This window comes from Streptomyces sp. NPDC057486 (genome assembly GCF_042802415.1).
GTDB lineage: Bacteria > Actinomycetota > Actinomycetes > Streptomycetales > Streptomycetaceae > Streptomyces > Streptomyces yanii.
Genome location: NZ_JBHVEE010000015.1, coordinates 20086 through 42911, shown reverse-complemented (window position 1 = coordinate 42911; position 22826 = coordinate 20086). Strand labels below are relative to the sequence as shown.

At 66.8% G+C, this 22826-nt stretch carries 19 protein-coding genes; 10 read left to right on the top strand and 9 right to left on the bottom strand.

Going from position 1 to position 22826, the window contains the following annotated elements:
- Positions 1-46: 46 nt before the first annotated feature.
- Both dnaN and dnaA read right to left on the bottom strand, forming a co-directional pair.
- Positions 47-1177 (bottom strand): DNA polymerase III subunit beta, encoded by a 1131-nt coding sequence (gene dnaN / locus ACFU6I_RS10255; RefSeq protein ID WP_266983733.1) that lies wholly within the window; start codon positions 1175-1177, stop codon positions 47-49.
- Between the two features lie 1053 nt (positions 1178-2230).
- Positions 2231-4033, bottom strand: coding sequence for a chromosomal replication initiator protein DnaA (dnaA, locus tag ACFU6I_RS10250; protein ID WP_384363640.1), 1803 nt, complete (start codon positions 4031-4033; stop codon positions 2231-2233).
- Between the two features lie 380 nt (positions 4034-4413).
- Between dnaA and rpmH the strand changes: the two genes are divergently transcribed.
- From rpmH to ACFU6I_RS10205, 9 genes are all read left to right on the top strand, one after another.
- Complete coding sequence (gene rpmH / locus ACFU6I_RS10245) at positions 4414-4551, top strand: 50S ribosomal protein L34 (RefSeq protein WP_030930485.1); 138 nt, start codon at positions 4414-4416, stop codon at positions 4549-4551.
- A gap of 18 nt (positions 4552-4569) precedes the next feature.
- On the top strand, positions 4570-4941 hold the full coding sequence (gene rnpA, locus ACFU6I_RS10240) for a ribonuclease P protein component (RefSeq protein ID WP_078840444.1): 372 nt from the start codon (positions 4570-4572) through the stop codon (positions 4939-4941).
- Positions 4938-5297: a membrane protein insertion efficiency factor YidD gene (gene yidD, locus ACFU6I_RS10235; RefSeq protein WP_384363638.1), complete on the top strand. Its 360-nt coding sequence runs from the start codon at positions 4938-4940 to the stop codon at positions 5295-5297. The genes rnpA and yidD overlap by 4 nt, the downstream gene beginning before the upstream one ends.
- A gap of 3 nt (positions 5298-5300) precedes the next feature.
- Positions 5301-6563, top strand: a complete 1263-nt coding sequence (gene yidC, locus ACFU6I_RS10230; RefSeq protein ID WP_384363636.1) for a membrane protein insertase YidC — start codon at positions 5301-5303, stop codon at positions 6561-6563.
- Positions 6564-6577: 14 nt separating this feature from the next.
- Positions 6578-7087: a R3H domain-containing nucleic acid-binding protein gene (locus tag ACFU6I_RS10225; RefSeq protein WP_030930494.1), complete on the top strand. Its 510-nt coding sequence runs from the start codon at positions 6578-6580 to the stop codon at positions 7085-7087.
- Between the two features lie 109 nt (positions 7088-7196).
- Positions 7197-7913, top strand: coding sequence for a 16S rRNA (guanine(527)-N(7))-methyltransferase RsmG (gene rsmG, locus ACFU6I_RS10220; RefSeq protein WP_356323429.1), 717 nt, complete (start codon positions 7197-7199; stop codon positions 7911-7913).
- Between the two features lie 293 nt (positions 7914-8206).
- Entirely contained in the window at positions 8207-9283 is a 1077-nt protein-coding gene (locus ACFU6I_RS10215; RefSeq protein WP_384363633.1) for a ParA family protein, read from the top strand.
- Positions 9280-10398, top strand: coding sequence for a ParB/RepB/Spo0J family partition protein (locus ACFU6I_RS10210; protein WP_384363631.1), 1119 nt, complete (start codon positions 9280-9282; stop codon positions 10396-10398). The genes ACFU6I_RS10215 and ACFU6I_RS10210 overlap by 4 nt, the downstream gene beginning before the upstream one ends.
- Positions 10399-10701: 303 nt before the next feature.
- Positions 10702-11319, top strand: coding sequence for a GNAT family N-acetyltransferase (locus ACFU6I_RS10205; protein WP_384363629.1), 618 nt, complete (start codon positions 10702-10704; stop codon positions 11317-11319).
- 81 nt (positions 11320-11400) lie between these two features.
- Here the strand turns inward: ACFU6I_RS10205 and trxA are convergent, their stop codons facing one another.
- The 7 genes from trxA to ACFU6I_RS10170 form a co-directional block, all read right to left on the bottom strand.
- Positions 11401-11733: a thioredoxin gene (trxA, locus tag ACFU6I_RS10200; protein WP_030930508.1), complete on the bottom strand. Its 333-nt coding sequence runs from the start codon at positions 11731-11733 to the stop codon at positions 11401-11403.
- 47 nt (positions 11734-11780) lie between these two features.
- A complete protein-coding gene (gene trxB / locus ACFU6I_RS10195; protein WP_384363627.1) occupies positions 11781-12743 on the bottom strand; it encodes a thioredoxin-disulfide reductase in 963 nt (320 codons plus the stop codon).
- 133 nt (positions 12744-12876) lie between these two features.
- Positions 12877-13308 carry a hypothetical protein gene (locus ACFU6I_RS10190; protein ID WP_384363625.1) on the bottom strand — a complete coding sequence of 144 codons (432 nt, stop codon included), beginning with the start codon at positions 13306-13308 and terminating at the stop codon, positions 12877-12879.
- Positions 13309-13829: 521 nt separating this feature from the next.
- Positions 13830-14534 (bottom strand): RNA polymerase sigma factor SigM, encoded by a 705-nt coding sequence (sigM, locus tag ACFU6I_RS10185; protein ID WP_384363623.1) that lies wholly within the window; start codon positions 14532-14534, stop codon positions 13830-13832.
- 162 nt (positions 14535-14696) lie between these two features.
- Positions 14697-16418, bottom strand: coding sequence for a serine/threonine protein kinase (locus ACFU6I_RS10180; RefSeq protein ID WP_384363621.1), 1722 nt, complete (start codon positions 16416-16418; stop codon positions 14697-14699).
- Positions 16419-16547: 129 nt separating this feature from the next.
- Entirely contained in the window at positions 16548-18710 is a 2163-nt protein-coding gene (gene murJ, locus ACFU6I_RS10175; RefSeq protein WP_384363619.1) for a murein biosynthesis integral membrane protein MurJ, read from the bottom strand.
- Between the two features lie 49 nt (positions 18711-18759).
- Positions 18760-21057 (bottom strand): DUF6049 family protein, encoded by a 2298-nt coding sequence (locus ACFU6I_RS10170; protein WP_384363617.1) that lies wholly within the window; start codon positions 21055-21057, stop codon positions 18760-18762.
- 183 nt (positions 21058-21240) lie between these two features.
- Here ACFU6I_RS10170 and ACFU6I_RS10165 point away from each other — a divergent pair, with 183 nt between their 5' ends.
- Positions 21241-22683, top strand: coding sequence for a CCA tRNA nucleotidyltransferase (locus tag ACFU6I_RS10165; protein WP_384363615.1), 1443 nt, complete (start codon positions 21241-21243; stop codon positions 22681-22683).
- Positions 22684-22826: the final 143 nt, after the last annotated feature.

The window sequence follows — 22826 nt, the reverse complement described above, 5'->3', positions numbered from 1 at the left end:
CTGAGCGTGCCCGTCGGAAGCTGCCGTGACAGGACCGGTGGCCGGATCAGCCGGAGAGGCGGACCGGCATGATCAGGTACTTGTACGCGTCGTCCGCCTCGGCATCCACAGCCGGCCGGCCGCTGAGCAGCGCGGGCTTGGTGGACGTCGTGAAGGAGAGCTGGGCGACCGGGGAGTCGATCGCGCTGAGCCCGTCGAGCAGGAAGGTCGGGTTGAAGGCGATCGAGATGTCGTCACCGTCCAGCACGGCGTCGACGCGCTCCACAGCCTGTGCATCGTCGCTGGATCCGGCTTCGAGGATCAGCACACCCTGCTCGAAGCTGAGCCGCACCGGGGTGTTCCGCTCGGCGACGAGGGCCACACGCTTGACGGCCTCGACGAACGGGGCGGTCTCGATGACGGCGACCGAGTTGAACTCGGTGGGGAACAGCGTCCGGTACTTCGGCAGGTCGCCTTCGAGCAGTCGCGTGGTCGTACGCCGACCCGCGCCCTCGAAACCGATCAGACCTTCACCGGCACCGGAGCCGGACAGTGCCAACGTCACCGTGTCACCGCTGGTCAGGGCCTTGGCCGTGTCCAGCAGCGTCTTGGCGGGCACCAGGGCGACGGCCGAGGCGTCCGGGTTCTCCGGCTTCCACAGGAACTCGCGGACCGCGAAGCGGTAGCGGTCGGTGGACGCCAGGGTGACGGTGTCGCCCTCGATCTCGATCCGCACACCGGTCAGGACGGGCAGCGTGTCGTCGCGGCCCGCGGCAATGGCGACCTGGGCGGCGGCCGAGGCGAAGACCTCGCCGGGGACCGTGCCTGTCGCCGTCGGCATCTGCGGCAGCGCCGGGTACTCCTCCACAGGAAGGGTGTGGAGTGTGAATCGCGAGGAGCCGCAGACCACGGTGGCCCGTACACCGTCGGTGGAAATCTCCACCGGTCGGTTGGGGAGGGCGCGGCAGATGTCGGCGAGCAGCCGGCCGGAGACCAGCACCGTGCCGTCCTCCTCGACCTCGGCGTCCACCGAGACCCGGGCCGAGACCTCGTAGTCGAAGCTGGAGAAGCTGAGCGCGCCGTCCTCGGCCCTCAGAAGAAGGCCCGCAAGAACGGGCGCCGGCGGACGGGCCGGGAGGCTGCGGGCCACCCAGGCCACCGCCTCCGCGAGTACATCGCGCTCCACCCGGATCTTCACCGGAACCGCCTCCTGCTGTTGCTCGCTCGCCCTGCTGGCCTTCGTCGTCTGGTCGGGGTCGCTTCGCCGATGGCAGGCGGAGGACGTCCGGGGACCAGTCTGACGTACGGCACCGACACTCGGTGCTGCTCGGGGTCAAGTCGCGACAAGAGGTTCGGAGAGCTCCGGCGCCGAGTTGTGCACAGCACCCACTTCGAAGCGGAATCCGAGCTAACTCTATGTGGCAGTAGTAGTAGGTCCTGTGGAAACCGTGGATAACGTCGTTTTCGCAGGTCAGGCCGGGTTTTTTATCCACTGGTCCTGTGGGTGGCACCGGTGGACAACCCGGCGCTTCTGTGGACACACAAAAGTTCTGCACACCCGATGCACAGGACAGGGGTGGTTCTCCCCAGGGCTGTCCCCAGCTTTACCCAGGTTCCCCACAGCCCAACCGGGCTCCCTGGTGTGACGCCTTTCACTCCGCGCGGTGAAAGCGGGTGTTGTGTTGCCGAACAGTGGACAGGGGTGTGGAGAAGCTGGGGACAACATGGCCCGCCCTGTGGGCCGCCGGTGGACAACATCGGAGGGCCTCTGTGGACGAATATTTTGTCCACAGGCTGTGGATCACTGTTGACCACAAATCCCCAGCCCCTTGACCTGGCCTGATGGAGTATCGACAGTCGCCCCTGTGGAAGCAATATGGACAACTTCGCGATCCCCAGGCTGTGGAGAGGAAATTTTCCCCAGATCTGTGGAGAACCGCAGGTCCGCGGCATGTATTCGAACACCGGGGCCGGGGCGGAGGCGTGCGGATGGCGTCGGGACTGGCTCCGGGAGGGCATTGGAAGCTCCGCCGAGCTGCCTTGGCAGCCCCGCGGAGGCGTTCCGGAGGCCCGCAGAAGTGCCGCCGGCGGTCGGCAGGAACGCTCCAGGACCACGCCGGGGCATGCTCCGGACCCGTGGATGTGGGCAGGAAACGACGAAGGGCGCCCCTGCCGGACTTGTGTGGAAGCCAGGCAGGGGCGCCCTCGGCGCCGTGCATGAAGTCGTGCCAGAAGCCGTACCGGCGCTCTGTCAGCCGTTCTTGATGCGGTTGGTGAGCTCGGTGACCTGGTTGTAGATGGAGCGGCGCTCCGCCATCAGCGCACGGATCTTGCGGTCCGCGTGCATCACCGTCGTGTGGTCGCGGCCGCCGAACTGTGCGCCGATCTTGGGCAGTGAGAGATCCGTCAGCTCACGGCAGAGATACATTGCGATCTGGCGAGCCGTCACCAGCACCCGGCTGCGTGAGGATCCACAGAGATCCTCCACGGTCAGACCGAAGTAGTCGGCGGTCGCCGCCATGATGGCCGTCGCCGTGATCTCCGGAGCCAAGTCCTCGCCACCCGGGATCAGGTCCTTCAGCACGATCTCGGTCAGCCCGAGATCCACCGGCTGGCGGTTGAGGCTGGCGAAGGCCGTCACCCGGATCAACGCTCCCTCAAGCTCCCGGATGTTGCGGGAGATACGGGAGGCGATGAACTCCAGGACCTCCGGCGGGGCGTTGAGCTGCTCCTGCACCGCCTTCTTACGGAGGATCGCGATGCGCGTCTCCAGCTCCGGCGGCTGCACATCGGTGGTCAGACCCCACTCGAAACGGTTCCGCAGCCGGTCCTCCAGGGTGACCAGCTGCTTGGGCGGCCGGTCCGAGGACAGCACGATCTGCTTGTTGGCGTTGTGGAGCGTGTTGAAGGTGTGGAAGAACTCCTCCTGCGTCGACTCCTTGCTCGCCAGGAACTGGATGTCGTCGACCAGCAGGATGTCCACGTCTCGGTACCGCTTGCGGAAGGTGTCGCCCTTGCCGTCGCGGATCGAGTTGATGAACTCGTTGGTGAACTCCTCGGAGCTCACGTAGCGCACCCGGGTGCCCGGGTAGAGACTGCGCGCGTAGTGCCCGATGGCATGCAGCAGGTGGGTCTTGCCGAGCCCCGACTCCCCATAGATGAAGAGGGGGTTGTACGCCTTCGCGGGCGCCTCGGCGACGGCGACGGCGGCGGCGTGCGCGAACCGGTTGGACGCACCGATGACAAAGGTGTCGAAGAGGTACTTCGGATTCAGCCGGGCATGGGGCTCGCCGGGACCGGGGGCGGGTGCGGGCTGTGCACCCATCGGTCCGGTGGCGCCGCCGGGGCGTCCGGTGCCGGGACCGCCCTGTCGGTGCTGGGGCTGGGGGTCCGGCATGTCATGGCGCTCGGGGCGCTGCTGCTCGTAACCCTGGCGCTCGGGCGGCTGGGACCGGTAGTCGTGCTGCTGCGGACGGTAGTCGTGCTGCGGCTCACGCCACTGCTCCGCGGACGCGTCGCGCTCCTGGAATCCGCCGAGCCGGGGCTGCTGCCAGGAGAGGTCCTCCTGGGTGCGCGGCCAGGCTCCTGGCTCGGGGCGCTGCTGCTGGTAGTCGGGGTAGGCGGGGCGGGCCGTCGGCATGCCGTCGTCCGAGGGCCGGTGGCCGTATCCGTCGTAGGCGTCGCCGTGCTGCCGCTCGTCGTGCTGGGGTCCCTGGTAGCGGTGCTGCTGCGGCTGCTGGGACTGGTGCATCGGGGGTGCCGGCGGGGTCGGCGGCTCGCCCGCCGAGTCGTCGACGGTGATCGCGATCCGGATCGGGCGTCCGCATTCGCGGCTCAGGGTCTCGCTGATGAGCGGCGCAAGCCGTCCCTCGAGAACGCGCTTGCCCCATTCGTTGGGCACGGCGAGCAGCGCGGTGTCGGCGACCAGCGCGAGCGGCTGGCAGCGCTCGATCCACTGCTTGTCCTTCGGCTCGATGCCCTGCTGGCCCTCCGCGAGGAGCTGCTCCAGCACTCGTGGCCACACTGCGGCAAGATCGGCAGGTACGTCAGCCACAAGGCACGCTTTCTCGCTGGTCCCACGAATGTGTGGTTCTCGGGACGGGATGGGTCGGGACGGGTGAGGCCCGGCAGGCGGGAAGAAAAAGAACCGCAGTCCAACCACGGTAGTCAGGCCGACCCGCGAGGTTCAAGTCGTTGTCCACAGGCTGTGTACAGCGCGGGTCGTCGCGGGGCGGGTTTGACCGGATGGCGTAGCCGCGCGTACCGTGACCAGGTCGAGTTGTCGATGGCTGCTGCCGCCTGCCTCCGATGGGCAAAGATCACGATCTGTGATTGTGAAGCGGTGCACTAAGGCGTATACGCGAGTCTCTCGTGGGCGCACGGTGACAGCCAGGCGATGTCCCGCCAACACACAATCATTTCTGGAGCCCCCGAGTGAGCAAGCGCACCTTCCAGCCGAACAACCGTCGTCGCGCGAAGACCCACGGCTTCCGGCTGCGTATGCGCACCCGTGCCGGCCGCGCGATTCTCGCGTCCCGCCGTGGCAAGGGTCGCGCCAACCTGTCCGCCTGATCGCGTACAGGTCATGACGTGCTGCCTACCGAGAATCGGCTGAGGCGGCGCGAGGACTTCGCGACCGCAGTACGTCGAGGACGCCGGGCCGGACGCCCGCTACTCGTCGTCCATCTACGTAGCGGTGCAACGGACCCGCACGTGACTGGGGAGAGTGCTCCCCCGCCGCGTGCGGGTTTCGTTGTCAGCAAAGCCGTGGGTGGCGCGGTCGTGCGCACAGCGGTGAAGCGGAGGCTTCGTCACCTGGTCCGCGATCGTCTGGCCATGCTGCCCCCCGGTAGCCTGGTTGTCGTACGAGCGCTGCCCGGATCGGGCGACGCCGACCATGAACAGCTGGCCCGAGACCTGGACGCCGCCCTTCAGCGGCTGCTGGGAGGGGGCGCGCGATGAAGTACCCGCTGCTGGCTCTGATCAAGCTGTACCAGTGGACGATCAGCCCACTCCTCGGGCCTGTCTGCCGTTACTACCCGTCGTGTTCCCACTATGGATATACGGCGATCGACCGGCACGGAGCGATCAAGGGAACCGCGCTGACCGCATGGCGCATCCTGCGGTGCAATCCGTGGTCACCCGGCGGCGTGGACTATGTTCCGCCACGCAAACGTCCGCGTTGGCACGAACTGCTGCGTAATGCACTGCGTGGCAGCAAGGGCGGGGACTCCGCCGCTGATGTGCCTCCCGGGGGGACGGCCTCCGAACCCCCGAGCCCGGCCGCAGAGACTTCGCCCAATGCTCAAGGAGCCTGATTAGTGGACACGATTGCCAGTCTGTTCAGCTTTATCACTTACCCCGTTTCGTGGGTCATCGTCCAGTTCCACACGCTGTACGGAGCGATCTTCGGCGATGACACGGGTTGGGCCTGGGGCCTGTCCATCGTGTCCCTTGTGGTGCTGATCCGGATCTGTCTGATCCCGCTTTTCGTTAAGCAGATCAAGTCGACCCGGAACATGCAGGTGCTCCAGCCGAAGATGAAGGCGATCCAGGAGCGCTACAAGAGCGACAAGCAGCGTCAGTCCGAAGAGATGATGAAGCTGTACAAGGAGACGGGTACCAACCCGCTCTCCTCGTGCCTTCCCATCCTGGCGCAGTCGCCGTTCTTCTTCGCCCTGTATCACGTGCTCTCGGCCATCGCCTCGGGCAAGACGATCGGTGTCATCGACCAGCCGCTGCTCGACAGCGCCCGGCAGGCACACATCTTCGGTGCTCCGCTGGCCGCCAAGTTCATGGACAGCTCGGCCAAGGTCGAAGCGCTCGGCGCCTCGCTGACCGACGTCCGCGTCGTCACCGCGGTCATGATCGTCATGATGTCGGCGTCGCAGTTCTTCACGCAGCGCCAGCTCATGACGAAGAACGTCGACCTGACGGTCAAGACGCCGTACATGCAGCAGCAGAAGATGCTGATGTACATCTTCCCGCTGATCTTCGCCGTCATGGGTATCAACTTCCCCGTCGGTGTCCTCGTCTACTGGCTGACCACGAACGTCTGGACCATGGGTCAGCAGATGTACGTGATCAACCAGAACCCGACCCCGGGCAGCAAGGCGCAGAACCAGTACCTGGAGCGTCTGCTGAAGAGCGTCACCACCCACGGGGAGGTGCGCGGCCGGACCAGGCGCAACACGGTCAAGCGGATCGTGGCCAAGGGCTCTGACCGCAACGACATCGAGCGGAAGTTCATCACCGGACTGGCCAAACTCGGCCTTGCCGCACAGGAGAACGGCACGGTGACGAAGAGCGACACCGCTCTTGCCGAGGCCGAAGGCGGATCCGCACAGAAGCGCCAGCAGCCCAAGCGCCAGACGAAGGCGAAGCGTCAGAGCGGTACGACTCAGACCGGTGCTGCTCAGCCCGGTGCGGCGAAGGAGACCCACTCCACCGAGTCGGAGGCCAAGACCTCGCTGCAGAAGCAGGACGACAAGCCGGCGGGCAAGCCCGCGTCCGGCTCCTCACGCCAAGCCAAGTCCGGACAGCGCAGGGGCCCGCAGCGGCCCAAGCACCCGTCCAAGAAGTAAGAAGGAGTCCATCCGTGACGGAAGGCACCACCTCCACGGCCGCTGAGGGCAGCGACACCTTGACCCGCCTTGAGCAGGAAGGGGAGATCGCAGCCGATTACCTCGAGGGCCTGCTCGACATCGCCGACCTCGACGGTGACATCGACATGGACGTCGAGGCGGACCGGGCCGCGGTTTCGATCATCAGCGACTCGGCACGTGAACTGCAGAAGCTCGTGGGCCGCGACGGTGAGGTGCTGGAGGCGCTCCAGGAGCTGACGCGGCTGGCTGTGCACCGGGAGACCGGTGACCGCAGCCGTCTGATGCTGGACATCGCAGGCTTCCGGGCCAAGAAGCGCGCGGTCCTGGCCGAGCTGGGTGCCAAGGCCGCGGATGAGGTCAAGAAGACCGGTGAGCCGGTGAAGCTGGACCCGATGACGCCGTTCGAGCGCAAGGTTGTGCATGATGCGGTTGCGGCCGCAGGTCTGCGCAGCGAGTCGGAGGGCGAGGAGCCGCAGCGCTTCGTCGTCGTTCTCCCGGCCTGACCGGACCCTTGTTCCGACGGCCCCGTCTGTTCGCAGGCGGGGCCGATCTTTGTCAGCCTGATAGTCAGCCACCCACAGCGCGGTAGTGCGGTATGGAAGGACGGTTCCCGTGACGGCGGAAGTAGAGCTTCCCCAGGCGCCTGAAGAGGCGCGGGCGGTTTTCGGTGAGTTCTTCCCGGAGGCTGTCCGGTACGCGGAACTCCTTGCCGATGCCGGGGTCAAGCGCGGTCTGATCGGTCCCCGCGAAGTACCCCGGCTGTGGGAACGGCATCTGCTGAACTGCGCGGTGCTCTCCGAAGTGGTGCCCGAAGGTGTCACCGTCTGCGACGTGGGCTCCGGTGCGGGTCTCCCGGGGATTCCACTGGCGTTGGTGCGTCCCGACTTGAAGATCACCTTGCTGGAGCCGTTGCTTCGGCGGACGAACTTTCTCCAGGAAGTCGTCGAATTGCTCGGGCTGGACCATGTGACCGTGGTCCGCGGCCGGGCCGAGGAAGTCCTCGGGACGCTCCAGCCGGTGCATGTCGTCACAGCCCGTGCCGTGGCACCGCTCGATCGACTCGCCGGCTGGGGTGTGCCACTGCTCCGCCCCTACGGGGAGATGCTGGCGCTCAAGGGCGACACCGCCGAGGAGGAGATCAACGGTGCGAGGGCCGCTCTGAGCAAGCTCGGAGTGGTGGAGACCGAGGTGCTGCACGTCGGGGAGGGCGTGGTCGAGCCGATGTCCACCGTGGTGCGCGTGGTGGTGGGTGAGAGCCCGGGCGGTGTGAGGTTCGCCGCAAAGAGGGCCAAGGCCGCAAGGGTGAGCCGCACGCGACGGCGGCGCTGAGTCCGGGTAGTTACGCTGCGGAATCGATCATTACGTACGGTTCGTACCGCCTATCAGTAATGTTCCGCACAAGCAGTCATACGCACTCTGTGCGGAGTGTCGTGCCCCTGTAGCTAGGCTGCAGGGGCATCGTGTTTCACGTGAAACGTCGCTCTCTGCTGCATGGAATCATCGGCCGCGGCCGTAAGGCTGCCGCTCCGCGCCATCGCAGGCCCGTAAGGGCTACGGAGTTGTCCACAGAAGTGGATTCATCCACAGAAGAGCGGGCCTCGCTGGTTCACGACCCCGAAAACATGGCAGGCTCTGCTCATTGCGAGCCTGAAGTCGAGGAGAGTGAATCCTTGCGGTCCGACGCCAACATCGCGGGACCGATGACCGATCCGGTCCCCGGTCCCCGAACCGAATCGTCGGGGGACGGTGTTTCACGTGAAACACCGCCGCCGATGGATGACACACCCATCGGTCGTGCGGCCCAGCTGGCGGTCGAGGCCCTCGGCCGCGCCGGTGAGGGGCTGCCCCGCCCTGACCAGACACGCGTCATGGTGGTGGCCAACCAGAAGGGCGGAGTGGGTAAGACGACCACGACGGTGAACCTTGCCGCGTCGCTCGCACTCCACGGTGCACGTGTTCTGGTGGTCGACCTCGACCCGCAGGGAAACGCCTCCACAGCCCTGGGCATCGACCACCATGCCGAAGTTCCCTCTATCTATGACGTCCTGGTGGAGAGCAAGCCGCTCTCCGACGTGGTGCAGCCCGTACCGGACGTCGAAGGCCTCTTCTGCGCCCCCGCCACCATCGATCTCGCCGGTGCGGAGATCGAACTGGTGTCGCTGGTGGCGCGGGAGAGTCGACTGCAGCGAGCGATCCAGGCGTATGAGCAGCCGCTGGACTACATCCTTATTGACTGCCCGCCTTCGCTCGGTCTGCTGACGGTCAACGCCCTGGTCGCGGGCGCCGAGGTGCTGATCCCCATTCAGTGCGAGTACTACGCGCTGGAAGGACTGGGACAGCTGCTGAGGAACGTCGATCTTGTCCGAGGACACCTGAACCCCGATCTGCATGTGTCGACGATCCTTCTCACCATGTACGACGGCAGGACCCGGCTCGCTTCCCAGGTGGCGGAGGAGGTGCGCAGCCACTTCGGCAAGGAGGTGCTGCGCACGAGCATCCCCCGGTCCGTGCGCATCTCGGAGGCGCCGAGTTACGGGCAGACCGTGCTGACCTACGACCCGGGTTCCAGCGGATCCTTGTCGTATCTCGAAGCAGCTCGTGAGATTGCCCTGCGAGGGGTCGGGGTGCACTACGAGGCCCAGCATGCCCACTCGGGCAGCCAGAACAGCCAGCAGAACATTTCGGAGGGGATCCAGTGAGTGAGCGTCGTAGAGGATTGGGGCGTGGGCTCGGCGCACTGATTCCCGCTGCCCCGCAGGAGCGTCAGGTACCGGCCTCCGAGCCGGGCGCGGCTTCACAGGGCGCGATCCCGGTGATGACAGCCGAGCGAGGGGTGGCCGCGGCGAAGGTGACCACGCTCGCGGCTGCTCCCGCTGTACCGGGGCCGAGTGTGCCCGTCTCGCAGCCTGAAGCCTCCACCGAGGCGACGGACGCTGCGGGAGCGTACTTCGCCGAGCTTCTCCTCGGCTCCATCACTCCGAACCCCCGGCAGCCTCGTGAGGTGTTCGACGAGGACGCGCTTGCGGAGCTGGTCACCTCCATCAAGGAGGTCGGTCTCCTCCAGCCTGTCGTCGTGCGGAAGCTGGGACCGGAGCGCTACGAGCTCATCATGGGCGAGAGGCGCTGGAGGGCCTGCCGTGAGGCGGGTCTGGAGCGCATCCCGGCCATCGTGCGGGCCACGGGCGACGAGAAGCTGCTCCTGGATGCACTCCTGGAGAACCTCCACCGGGCTCAGCTGAACCCATTGGAGGAGGCAGCCGCGTACGACCAGCTGCTCAAGGACTTCAAGTGCACGCATGACCAGCTGGCCGACCGGATCGGGCGGTCGCGTCCGCAGGTGTCGAACACGCTGCGTTTGCTGCGGCTCTCTCCGCCTGTGCAGCGTAGGGTCGCTGCCGGGGTGCTGTCGGCCGGTCATGCCAGAGCGCTGTTGTCCGTGGACGACTCCGAGGAGCAGGATCGACTGGCCCATCGCATCGTGGCCGAAGGCCTCTCGGTGCGTGCGGTCGAGGAGATCGTGACCCTGATGGGTTCTCGGACCACCAGTACCCCGAAGGCCAAGGGGCCCCGGGCCGGCGGTCGGCTGTCTCCCGCCCTCTCCGATCTCGCTTCCCGGCTCTCGGACCGCTTCGAGACCAGGGTGAAGGTCGACCTCGGGCAGAAGAAGGGAAAGATCGTCGTCGAGTTCGCCTCGATGGAAGACCTGGACCGCATTCTCGGCAGTCTGGCGCCGGGTGAGGGCCACGTGCTGGAGCGGCGTCTCTCCGAGGAGTCGGCCGAGGACGGCGAGGACGGCGAGGACGGCGAGGGCTGACACCCGCCGATTGAGCCGTGAGGCGGGCCGTGTTCGGGTGCTTACCGGAACACAGCCCGCCCTTTGCTTTCTCACGGTGTCGGCTTCATCTCGGGGTGGATACGATTCGTTCTGATATGGCACATCCAGCTTGATCCACCTCGGCGGAGGGAGGGCCATGCGATCAGTGAGCCGCGGCCGACTGGTGACAGTGGGGCTGGGCTTGGGAGCCGTCGGAGGGTTTGTCGGCGGCCTGCTCCGCGAACGGAGTGCACTGACCGCCGCACGTGATGCGGCGGGCGAAGGAAGCGAGGAACAGCCTTCATGGGACGGCGGCTCGTACCGCTCACACTGGACAACCTTTCCGATCTCCCCAAGCGGTGCCGCTCGTGTGTCTTCTGGGAGCTTGATCCGGTCAGTGGGGAAGCTGCGGTAAAGGCAGGCACTCCGGAGCTGGAAAAGGAAGCGTGGATCTCGGCTGTCCTGCTGGAGTGGGGATCGTGCGGCCGGGTCGTCTATGTGGACGACGTACCGGTCGGCTTCGTTCTCTATGCGCCACCGGCGTATGTGCCACGTTCGACGGCCTTTCCCACCAGTCCTGTGTCCCCGGATGCCGTGCAGTTGATGACCGCATGGATCATGCCCGGGTATCAGGGGCAGGGTCTGGGGCGGGTCATGGTGCAGACCGTCGCCAAGGACCTGCTGCGACGAGGATTCAAGGCGATCGAGGCGTTCGGTGATGCCCGGTGGAAGGAGCCGGCTTGTGTACTTCCGGCTGACCATCTGCTGGCGGTGGGCTTCAAGACCGTACGCCCGCACCCGGTGCATCCACGGCTGAGACTGGAGTTGCGCACGACGCTGTCGTGGAAGGAAGACGTGGAACTGGCACTGGATCGGTTGCTGGGTGTCGTGCAGAAGGAGCCGGCATTGCGCCCGCTGTGATCCGAGAGTTCGGGAGAATGCGAAACGGGTCCATCCCCTCAAGGGATGGACCCGTTTCACGTGGAACAGTGCACCGTGGTTCTACTCGGCGATGAAGCCTTCGAGGTCGCGGAGGATCGCGGCCTTCGGCTTGGCGCCGACGATGGTCTTGGCGACCTCGCCGCCCTGGTACACGTTCAGCGTCGGGATCGACATCACGCCGTACTTGGCAGCGGTCGCCGGGTTCTCGTCGATGTTGAGCTTGACGATCTCGATCTTGTCGCCGTGCTCGGCTGCGATTGCCTCCAGGGAGGGAGCGATCTGGCGGCACGGGCCGCACCAGGCTGCCCAGAAGTCCACCAGTACGGGCTTCTCGCTCTTCAGGACGTCCTCGTCAAAGGAGTCGTCGGTCACGTTCTTCAGGGCGCCGGCCACGGCGGCCTCCTTAACTTCGCGGGGGTGTGGGGTGAGAGAGGCGTGGATCAGACGGCTGCCGCAGCGGCCTTTTCTTCGTCGGCGAGCACGGCAAGGAAGCGCTCGGCGTCGAGGGCGGCGGAGCAGCCGGTGCCGGCAGCGGTGATGGCCTGTCGGTACGTGTGGTCGACGACATCGCCGGCGCCGAAGACGCCGGTCAGGTTGGTGCGTGTCGAGGGAGCGTCGACCTTGAGGTAGCCCTCGTCATCGAGGTCGAGCTGCCCCTTGAAGAGCTCGGTGCGCGGGTCATGGCCGACGGCGATGAACAGACCGGTCACCGCAAGCTCGGACGTCTCACCGGTCTTGGTGTTGCGCAGGGTCAGACCGGAGAGCTTCTGCTCGCCCTGTACCCCGGCGACTTCGCTGTCCCAGGCGAACTTGATCTTCGGGTCGGCGAAGGCGCGCTCCTGCATGGCCTTGGAGGCGCGCAGTGAGTCGCGGCGGTGGACGATCGTGACCGACTTGGCGAAGCGGGAGAGGAACGTCGCCTCTTCCATGGCTGTGTCGCCGCCGCCGACCACGGCGATGTCCTGGTCCTTGAAAAAGAAGCCGTCACAGGTGGCGCACCAGGAGACGCCGCGTCCGGAGAGCGCGTCCTCGTTGGGCAGACCGAGCTTGCGGTGCTGGGAGCCGGTGGTGACGATGACAGCCTTGGCGCGGTGCACTGTACCGGCTGTGTCGGTGACGGTCTTGATGTCACCAGTGAGGTCGACGGCGATCACATCGTCGGGAATGAGCTCGGCTCCGAAGCGCTCCGCCTGGGCGCGCATGTTGTCCATGAGCTCGGGGCCCATGATCCCGTCCTGGAATCCGGGGAAGTTCTCCACGTCGGTGGTGTTCATCAGCGCGCCACCTGCGGTGACGGCGCCCTCGAAAACCAGGGGCTTCAGCGACGCGCGCGCGGTGTAAAGGGCGGCGGTGTAACCCGCGGGGCCGGAGCCGATGATGATCACATTACGGACGTCGCTCACGGGTTTCTTCCTCGTCTCTGCAGACTGCCTACTGTCCACGCCTACTGGGGTCGGTTCAACGACTCTCACCCCACCCAACGGATCCTACGGGGGATGCATTCCCGACGTGCCGGAGCGCCGTTCGGCGCCATTCTCAGGGGCGAGCGTAGGTGCGGGTCAGAAGAAGATCGCCCTTGCCTGCAGGGTCTGTGCGGACGCAGCTCGCATCGATGACATAGGCCTGGACGAGGGCGGCGTCGGTCTCGTGCGGCAGAACAACGAGGAAGGCGTTGGTGCCCTCGTAAGTGCCTTCCTCGACGGCGAGTGCGGCAGCCTTTCGTCCGGTGCTCAGCTGTACGCAGGCGGGGACGGATGCGACGGGAGCACGCAGCGGTGTGTCGGAGGCTGAGGCAGCAGGAGGCTCGCCCCCCGGGGTCGACCGGACATCGACGGACGGCGCCTGCTTCTCAGCGTTGGGATGCTTGGGAGGGGACGCCTCGACATTGCTCAGGAGGGCGTGTACGCGCTGGCTGAGCGGAGAGCCCGAAAATGTGCTCTCTCCCGCCTTCGAGGCACTGGCGCCCATGTCTGCCGCCTTGGACCCTGAGGAGTCCTGGGACGTCTGGACCATCTGGAGCATGAGGACGCTTATGCCCACTGCCGCAGCCCCGAGCGCTGTGCCGAGGACGATGCGGCGGCGACGCCGTGCCGACCGGCGGCCGGGGCCGGCGGCGGCCCCGGGGTGCCCTGAGGGGCGGTCCGCAACGTTGGATCGAGTTGCCCTGTTCTCGGCTTCCAGGCCCCGCGTCCCTTGGTCTCCCGCTTTCTGACCCTGTACTGCGGCGGCTTCTGTTTCACGTGAAACATCGGCCTCGGCGGCCAGCGCGGCATCGATACGGTCTGCGACATCATTGGGCATGGGCACCGGAGCGGGCAGAGTGCCGAGCAGTCCGCGGATTTCTTCGAGAGCGGATCGGACGTCGCCACAGAGTGCGCAGTCATCCACGTGGCGGCTCACTTCCGCCGTGCGGGACGGCGAGAGTAGCCCTTCGGTGAGCTCGGAGATCTCCGAGACGTCCGGGTGCTGGGTCGTGTCGGTCGTTGATGTCATGTGCGCCCACCTCCGCCCTTCACTCCAGCAGGATCACTGGTCTCTGCATCCCTTGGCCCCGATGGGGGTGGGACGGATGCCTTCTGCGTCCGGTTCCTTGCCGTGCGGAGTTCACCGCTCTCTCCGACTTCACCACGGAGGTGGGCAAGGAGGGGGGCCAGCCGAGCTCGGCCCCGTGCACAGCGGCTTTTCACAGTGCCGGTCGGCACCTCGAGGATGCGGGCGGCCTCCGCCACGGGATAGCCCTGCATGTCCACGAGAACCAGTGCGGCCCGTTGTTCGGCGGGAAGCGTGCCGAGCGCCGTCAGAAGTTCGCGGTGCAGATCCTGACGCTCGGCCGGCGCCTCAGCGGACTCGTGGGGCTCCAGGAGCTGTTCGAGCCGCTCGGTGTCGTCGACGGGCGAGGTCTTGCGTGACGCTGCCTTGCGAACCCGGTCGAGGCAGGCGTTGACCGTGATGCGATGCAGCCAGGTGGTGACGGCAGATTGGCCGCGGAAGGTATGAGCGGCTCGGAAGGCCGAGACCAGGGCGTCCTGAACCGCGTCGGCCGCTTCCTCGCGGTCTCCCAGAGTTCGCAGTGCCACGGCCCAGAGCCGGTCCCGGTGGCGTCGTACAAGCTCACCGAAGGCGTCCGGTTCACCGGCTACGTGACGAGCGAGGAGGTCTGAGTCGCTGAGTGGCTCTGAAGGCTCGGCGGCCACCTCCCCTCCCCTCCCTCTGTGCGTCAGGTCCGTCTGTCTATCACGATTCAGGCGAGCTGGGTCAGAGAGATGAGGAAGCTCGGCCCGACGAGTGCTGCGGTCATTCGTTACTGCTCGCCCAGCAGGCCGACGGGCGGGATGCGTTCCCGTCGGCCTGTGCCGTCAGCCGAGAACGGAGATCTCCGAGATGCCGCCGCGGAAGAGGCTCGCTGACCCATCCGGCGGAAGCTCGGTGATGTGGATCAGGATGTAGCGGGTTCGCACCGGTTCATCGAGGTCCTTCTCCAGGCTGTTCCCTGCCGTAGCGAGCTTCGTGAGGCGCTGCGAGAAGTCGGCAAGGGACGACGGCGCGGATGCGCTCTCGTCGGCGGCCAGCACTTCCGCCTTCTGACCGCTGCGGTACATCTCGATCTTGATGCCTCTCACGTCCTGCACACTGCCGAGGTCAACGACTATGCCGCTGCCCTGCTTGCGGTTCGCGAGGTTGCCGAAATTTGCGTAGCCCTTGTACTGAGGGGTGACCCAGGCGGTGTCCGACTTGCCGTCCACGGCATAGGGCACGTCCTCCTGCTTTATCCCCGAGCCGCCGGGCATGAACTCCGTCGCTTCGACGATCCGTAGCGGCTTGGTCGGAGCGGGAACGTGCTTGTCACCGTTCTCCGGGTTGGTCTGTGTGCTGCCGGGGTTTCCCGGGTCGTTGTCGCGGTCGAGGAGCGTCTCTGCGAGCTGCCAGCTGCCGAGGCCCAGGGCCGCGATCAGCAATGCGGACACGGCCCACTTGAGGACCTTGCCGGTGCGGCTCTGGAGCGGCGCCGGGGGTGCGGCCATCACGGGCTGAGTCACGGCAGCGCCGGGACGGGCGGACGGACGTCCGTAGGTGCCCTGCTGGTAGGTCGTCCGCTGGTACTCGGGCGGAGCCGTGAACGTGGGCTCGGGCGGGCGGATGCGCGGCATCGCCGCGACGGCCTTGGCGAGCTCGTCCGGAGTGGTGCACGGCTGTTCCTGCCGGGACGCGGTGGCGCCGTCGTTGGCCAAGGCGCGCATGGCGAGCTCGGAGAGACCGCGGTGTACGCCGGCCCGCACCTGGTCGGGGGCGATCAGCCCCACGCCCTTGGGCAGTCCGGAGAGACCGTACGCGTCGATCTCGTACGGCCAGCGCTGTGTCAGCGCGGCGTAGAGCAGGGCGCCGATCGCCTCCGTGTCCGTGCGCTGCGGACGCTCTGCGGTGATGCCCCGCAGGGCGGCGTTAACGGCGAGGCCACGGATCCGGTACTGACCGGTCGAGCTCTGCAGCACCGCTCCCGGGGTGAGCCTCAGATGCGCGAGGCCCTCGCGGTGCGCGGCCGCCATGGCCTGGGAGATCTGGCTGACCAGCTGGTACGCGTCGTGAGCCTCCATGGGGCCGGAGGCCAGCAGAGCCGTGAGCTCGGTGGCGTCAGGAAGCCATTCATGGACGACGTAGACAAGGTCGTCCTCCTCGACCGCGTCGAGGACCTGCACGAAGCGGGGGTCGCCGAGCAGGGCGGAGGACCGGGCCGCGGCCAGCACGGAGCGGGCTCGCGGGTGGTCCGCGGGGAGCAGATGGACGCCCACCGCGCGGCGCAGTTTTTCGTCGACAGCACGCCAGCTGCTGAATCCGTCCAGTCGGGTGACGCACTCTTCCAGTCGGTAGCGCTGGGCAAGTCTGTGGCCGCTGTGCAGATCAGGGGTCGCCGAGGCGGCCTCCGAGCTGCTTCGCTCATCGTCTGCGTCCTGGGGGCTGGTGCCCGCCGATTTCTGGGCTTCTGCCGTCCCGTCGGTCGTGGCCTCGTCCGCCTTGGCGGCCAGCGGCTCATCACCGCTGTTGTCGGCCACGTCGACGGCAGCCGTGCTACGTTCCGCCACCGTCGTTCCTGCCTCCCCATCCGTTGCGCGATGCCAGCCAGCTCTGCACAGTCACGCCAATTGTGCCCACACTCCAGCGCTATGCACGACACACGGAGGCCGGCGATGGTTGTGCGGGCGGGTTGATCCTCAGCGTCCGAGCCGTCCCCGGACCATTCCGACCAGGCCGTTGATCTCCTCGATCCGCATGCGCTTCGCCGCGATGAAGAAGACCCCCATCAGCACGGTCCCACCGCAGAGCAGGGCGATCAGCGAACCGAAGGCACCCTCGCCCAGGCCCCGGAGCAGTGCGAAGCCCACGCCACCGCCGAGAATTGCCGCAGGGATCGCCGCGAGACACAGGCGGGCGTAGGTACGGACGACGTGTGCGCCGTCCAGGTCGCCGCCCAGCCGGTTGCGCAGTCGGCGCCAGGCGATGCCCACGCCGACGGCATAGGCCAGCCCGTACGAAGCCGCCATGCCGACGACCGCCCACTGGGCCGGAAGCATCGCGTAGCAGAGAGCGGAAGCGGCGGCGTTGACCCCGGCGACGATGACCGTGTTGTAGAAGGGCGTGCGGGTGTCCTCGTAGGCGTAGAAGCCGCGGAGCACCACGTACTGCACGGAGTACGGGATCAGACCGAGGGCGAACGCCATCAGGATGAAGCCCATGGACCTGGCGGCCTCGGTGCCGCTGGAGGAGTACAGCAGCGTGCACATCGGCACGCCCAGCGCGAGGAACGCGAAGGCGACCGGCACGATTGCCACGGCGGAGTTGCGCAGCCCCTGCGAGATGTCGTCGCGGACCGCGCCGGGGTCGTCGTCGTGGGCGGCCCGGGAGATACGGGGCAGCAGGGCTGCCATGACCGAGACGGTGATGATCGCTTGAGGCATGCCCCAAATCAGCTGTGCATTGGAGTAGGCGAGAAATCCCGTGCCGTTCCTGTCGGAAGCCTTACCGGCGGCGGTTGCGAGCTGCGTGACGACCAGCACGCCGGCCTGGTTGGCGAAGACGAACAGAACGGTCCACTTGGCCAGCTTGACCGTCTTGCCGAGTCCGTGGCCCTTCCAGTCGAAGCGCGGACGGAAGCGGAAGCCGGCCTCGCGCAGATACGGAAGCATCGCCAGGGCTTGGACGACAAGGCCGAGCAGCGTGCCGATACCTAGCAGCCGGACGCCCTCCGGCGGAATCGTCTGCACACCCATGTGGGATTCGGCGGAGGTGCCGTACACCCAGATGAACATGCCGAACGTGAAGATCATGACGATGTTGTTGAGGACCGGGGTCCACATCATCGCGCCGAACTTTCCACGGGCGTTGAGGATCTGGCCCATCACCACGTGCACACCCATGAAGAAGATGGTCGGCAGGCAGTACCGGGCGAAGGTGGTGGCCACATTGTCGGCCGCCGGATCGTTCGCGATCGTGCTCGACATCAGATGGATCAGCAGGGGAGCAGCGAAGACCGCGATCGCGACGATCACGCCGAGCGCGACCATGACGAGCGTGAGCAGGCGGTTGGCGTACGCCTCGCCGCCGTCCTCGTCGTCCTTCATGGAACGGACGAGCTGAGGAACGAAAACCGAGTTGAGCCCGCCGCCCACGGTGAGGATGTAGATCATCGTCGGCAGCGTGTAGGCGATGGTGAAGCTGTCACCGAGCAGCGCCGCGCCCAGCGCGGCGGTGATCACCAGGCTGCGGACGAAGCCGGTAAGACGGGACACGAGTGTGCCGGCCGCCATCACCGCGCTGGACTTCAGCAGGCCCGAGGCCCGGCCGCCGGTCTTCGGCGGGGCGGGTGACGGGGCCGGAGCCGGTTCTGGCTCGGACGGAGCGGGGGAGCCGGCCGGGCCCTCCTGATCCCGGAACAGGTGAGCGAATGCGTCCGGTTGCTCGTGGTGCTCGGACGCCTGGGTGACGAGGTCGTCCACACCGACGAATTGCGTGGTCGCCGCGTCGTCCCCGTACGGCAGGTACCGGGACGGGCCGTCGGGCTCGGGCGGGGGGGTCTGCGCCCAGATGCGCGGATCGGGGGCGTACTGCGCCGCAGGCGGCTGCTGGTAGAGCGGCTGCGGCGGCTGGTACGTGCCAGGGGCTGGCGGCGGGTGGGCGGCGCGGTCGTACAGTGCCTCGGTCACCGGGTCCTGGGCGGAGAGATCCTGAGCGCGGTAAGGGTCGCGGTCGTACGCGTCCTGGAGGTACGGGTCGGGAGGCAGCGGCACCTGGCCCGGGCCGGGTGGCATCGGGGGGCCACCGGAAGAACCATCTCCGCCCGCACCCTGACCACGGTCACCGTCGTACGGCGCGTTCATCGAAACCCCACCTCATCGTCCCCGGCCGACCGGCCACGACAGACATCGCTCAACGGTCTACTTTCTCACCCGTGCCTGACGGCCCCCCGCTTTCCGGACCGGTGTCCGGCGTCGGGTCACTCGGCTGCTCGGGTTCACCGCCGCCATTTCCGGCCGGGTCGCTTGCGTTGGCACGCTTGCGATGGGTGTACATCCTGATGCCTGCGAGGACCAGCAGCAGCAGCCCGCCGGCGATCACCAGCAACACGGTCGGTGTGACCTCGGAGACCTTTACCGTGAAGGTCATCTTTTCGCCGTACGGCATGCCGTCCTCGGTGTACAGCTGCGCCACAACCTGTACCTGGCCGTTGGCATTCGCAGCTGCGTCGAACTTCACGGACTGGCTGTGGCCACCGGCGATTCGGATCGGCTGCTCGGCCACCGCGCCGCCGTTGTTCAGCCTGAGCCGTGTCGGATTCTCCGACTTCAGCCGGAGCTCCAGATGATCAACACCCTGCAAGAGCCTGTTCTGCACGGTCACCGGGATCGTGGCGCTGCGGCCGGACAACGTGACGTCCGACTTCGAAATGAGCTGCACCTCGTTGATGAGGCCCTGCAGATATGTGCGTACCGAGTCCCGGTACTGCTGTGCCGCCAGTGGCCTGCCGCGCCACGACGTCGACATGGCCCGGTTGATCGCGTTGCCGAAGGGGGTCACCACCCGCTCCGGCTGAGTGAGGATGACCTGGAAGCTGCCCAGCGAGACCTGGGTGGACTTGATGTCCTGGAAGGCTTGGGTGGGCAGCTCCTGGCTACGAAGCCGCTTCGGGTACTGGGAGGTCCCGGGGACCCTCGTCGTCGCCTGGGCGTCGGGCTCGGCCTCGGCCGCGCCCACGAGGTCGAGAGGCTGCGTCCACCGTTCGTCGTCGAGGGCGTGCAGGGCGCGTGCCATCGACGACGCCTGAGCAGCGGTCGGCATCCGTTGTGGTGCGACGACGATGCTGCGCTCGGTGTCCGTGTCCTGCTCGGTCAGCGCGAGGGTCGTGGCGAGGAACTTCTGAACGGCGAGAGTGGAATCCTCCGCATGCGACATGTCTCCCTCGAAGGCCTTGGAGAGCCGGGAGTCAGCCACGACGGCGGTGGTACCGCCACCGATCGGCCGGGCCGCGGTCGGTGTGTACCGCAGTTTCCCTGTTTCCTGGAGGCTGTCGCTGCGGGCGATCACGTTGTGGGCACCGGCCGACGTGGCGACATCGACGATCGAAGGATCGATCGCGCCGTCGACCGGCCATGCGAAGTCGGTGGACGGCTTCACGTGCAGGATCGTCTCCACCGTCGTGCCGGCCACCTCGGTGGCGGTCTGCAGGTGGCTGAGGGTCCCGGAGACGTTCTTGCCGCGGTGCGCGATGGACGCAAGATCCGGATCGGCGAAAGGCAGCGCCACGACCTTGCCGTCCGCCACTGCCTTCTCCAGTGAGCTGAGCCACTGCTTGGCAACGGCCTGGTTCTTCCCGGGCACGGTGGTGTCGCCGACCTTGACGCGGTAGCCCCTCGCCATCGCATCGACGCCGGCCAGCAGATCCGGGTCGATCACCCAGGTGACGGGCAGCTGGCTGCCCAGCGAGACCATCTGGTCCAGGCGACCGCCCGGAGCGATCTCGGCCGCCAGGTCGTCATCGGCGAAGACCGGTGTCTGCTGCTCGTCCGAGCCGGTCTCGGCAGTGACGTGGGCGGATGCGATCAGCGGCCAGAGATAGGTGACATGGGTCTTGGAATCGCTCTCCTCCGCCTGCCAGGGAAGGAAGGTGCGCTGGATTCCGAGCACCTGCTCGTACGGGGCGCGGGCGGTCCGCCCGGTCAGGGAGACACCGAATTGGTAGACACCTGCGCCGTCGAGCTCCAGCTTGTCGACGGGCACGGACAGCGTGAAGTCCTGGCTGATACCCGAAGGGAGCTTCGCGAATTCCACCGTGTACTTACCGCCGACGGCTGCCGGATCGCTGCCGGGCACGTACCCGGTGCGCTCCGCGGCAGCGTCGATGGATGTCCTGCCGAAGAGCCTCGGCCCGACACGCAGATCGACCCGGGCGTCGGTGACCGATTCCTTGCTTCTGTTGGTCAGCGTGCCGGAGACGGTGAGTGTGTCCCCCTTGACCGGTGCGCTGGGAGTCAGGGTGTCCAGGGACACATCGACGGTGCTGGAGCCGGTGGGAGCCTTGCTCACCACGTCGGCCTGCGCTGTGGGCGCGGCCGTGCCGGCCAGCAGCGCTGCCACGAGCGGCGCTGCGACCACCAAGGATGCTGTGCGCCGCAGCCACCGGCGGGCAGGAGAAGGACTGATCCCCTGGATGTCTGCCGCCTCGGCCACGCGCCTACCTGTCCCTCGTCGTCGTCAGCTGCTGTCGATGGTTGTCGGTTGCTGCGTCCCCGCATGGTAACGATGTGCGCGGGGACTAAGTGCTCGGGTGTGCGCAACATGATCGGGAGAGTCTTGCAGGGCGAGGAGAAACGATGACGCCCGGGCCGGTCCGGGCACGTACCCTTTTCTGTTGTGCCGAACGCCAATGAAGAGAATTCCAGTGCCCTGACCCAGGTGCAGCATCGCGCAGTCAGTGAACTGCTGCGGGTCTCCCCGGTCGCCGACGACCTTGCCCGCCGATTCCAGGATGCCGGATTCAGTCTGGCCCTGGTCGGTGGCTCGGTCCGGGACGCGCTTCTCGGCAGGCTCGGGAACGACCTGGACTTCACCACAGACGCCCGGCCCGAGGACGTACTGAAGATCGTGCGCCCATGGGCCGACTCGGTGTGGGAGGTCGGTATCGCCTTCGGCACAGTGGGCTGCCAGAAGAACGGCTACCAGATCGAAGTCACCACGTACCGGTCGGAGGCGTACGACAGGACTTCGCGCAAGCCCGAGGTCTCCTACGGCGACTCCATCGAGGAGGACCTCGTACGCCGCGACTTCACGGTCAACGCCATGGCCGTCGCGCTGCCGGAAAAGGAATTCATCGACCCGCACGGCGGTCTGGAGGACCTGGCGGAGCGAGTGCTGCGCACCCCCGGGACACCCGAGGAGTCCTTCTCCGACGACCCCCTGCGCATGTTGCGTGCCGCGCGCTTCGCAGCGCAGCTGGACTTCGAGGTTGCTTCTGATGTCATCACTGCGATGACGGAGATGGCTGGCCGTATCGAGATCGTCTCCGCCGAGCGGGTCCGTGAGGAACTCAACAAGCTGCTGCTCTCCGCGCATGTCCGTAAGGGACTGGCACTCCTGGTCGATACGGGACTGGCGCAGCAGGTGCTGCCGGAGCTGCCCGCGCTGCGGCTGGAGAGTGACGAGCATCACCGTCACAAGGACGTCTACGAGCACTCGCTGACCGTGCTGGAGCAGGCGATCGATCTGGAGGAAGACGGTCCCGACCTGACTCTGCGGCTTGCCGCGCTGCTCCATGACATCGGTAAGCCGCGGACCCGGCGCTTCGAGAAGGACGGACGCGTCTCGTTCCATCACCACGAGGTGGTGGGCGCCAAGATGGTCAAGAGGCGCATGACGGAGCTCAAGTACTCCAATGACACGGTCAAGGACGTCGCGAAGCTGGTGGAGCTGCATCTGCGCTTCCACGGCTACGGCGACGGCGAGTGGACCGACTCCGCCGTCCGCCGGTATGTGCGGGATGCGGGCCCGCTGCTGGAGCGGCTGCACAAGCTGACGCGCTCGGACTGCACGACGCGGAACAAGCGCAAGGCCGGCGCCCTCTCGCGTACCTATGACGCGCTTGAGGAGCGCATCGCGCAGTTGAAGGAACAGGAGGAGCTGGACGCCATCCGGCCCGACCTGGACGGCAACGAGATCATGAAGACGCTGGGCGTCGGCCCTGGACCGGTGATCGGCAAGGCGTACGCGTTCCTGCTGGAAATGCGACTGGAGAATGGCCCGATGGGGCATGACGTGGCCGTCTCGGAGCTCAGGAAGTGGTGGGCCGAGCAGAGCTGAGGGTGGAACCGCGGTCATGTTTCACGTGAAACAAGACCGCGACCGGATGTGCAGAGGGGGGGTTTTTGAAGTGTAACAAAGCCCCCCCGTGGGGCAGTAGGGTTATTTACGCGGAGAACGACAGCCCGGAGACGAAATAGGGG

Coding starts and splice junctions, on each gene's coding strand:
- yidD (WP_384363638.1), top strand. CDS start 4,938: ATGAAGTACCCGCTGCTGGCTCTGATCAAGCTGTACCAGTGGACGATC.
- ACFU6I_RS10215 (WP_384363633.1), top strand. CDS start 8,207: ATGGCAGGCTCTGCTCATTGCGAGCCTGAAGTCGAGGAGAGTGAATCC.
- ACFU6I_RS10205 (WP_384363629.1), top strand. CDS start 10,702: ATGGGACGGCGGCTCGTACCGCTCACACTGGACAACCTTTCCGATCTC.
- ACFU6I_RS10190 (WP_384363625.1), bottom strand. CDS start 13,308: ATGGGCGCCAGTGCCTCGAAGGCGGGAGAGAGCACATTTTCGGGCTCT.
- murJ (WP_384363619.1), bottom strand. CDS start 18,710: ATGAACGCGCCGTACGACGGTGACCGTGGTCAGGGTGCGGGCGGAGAT.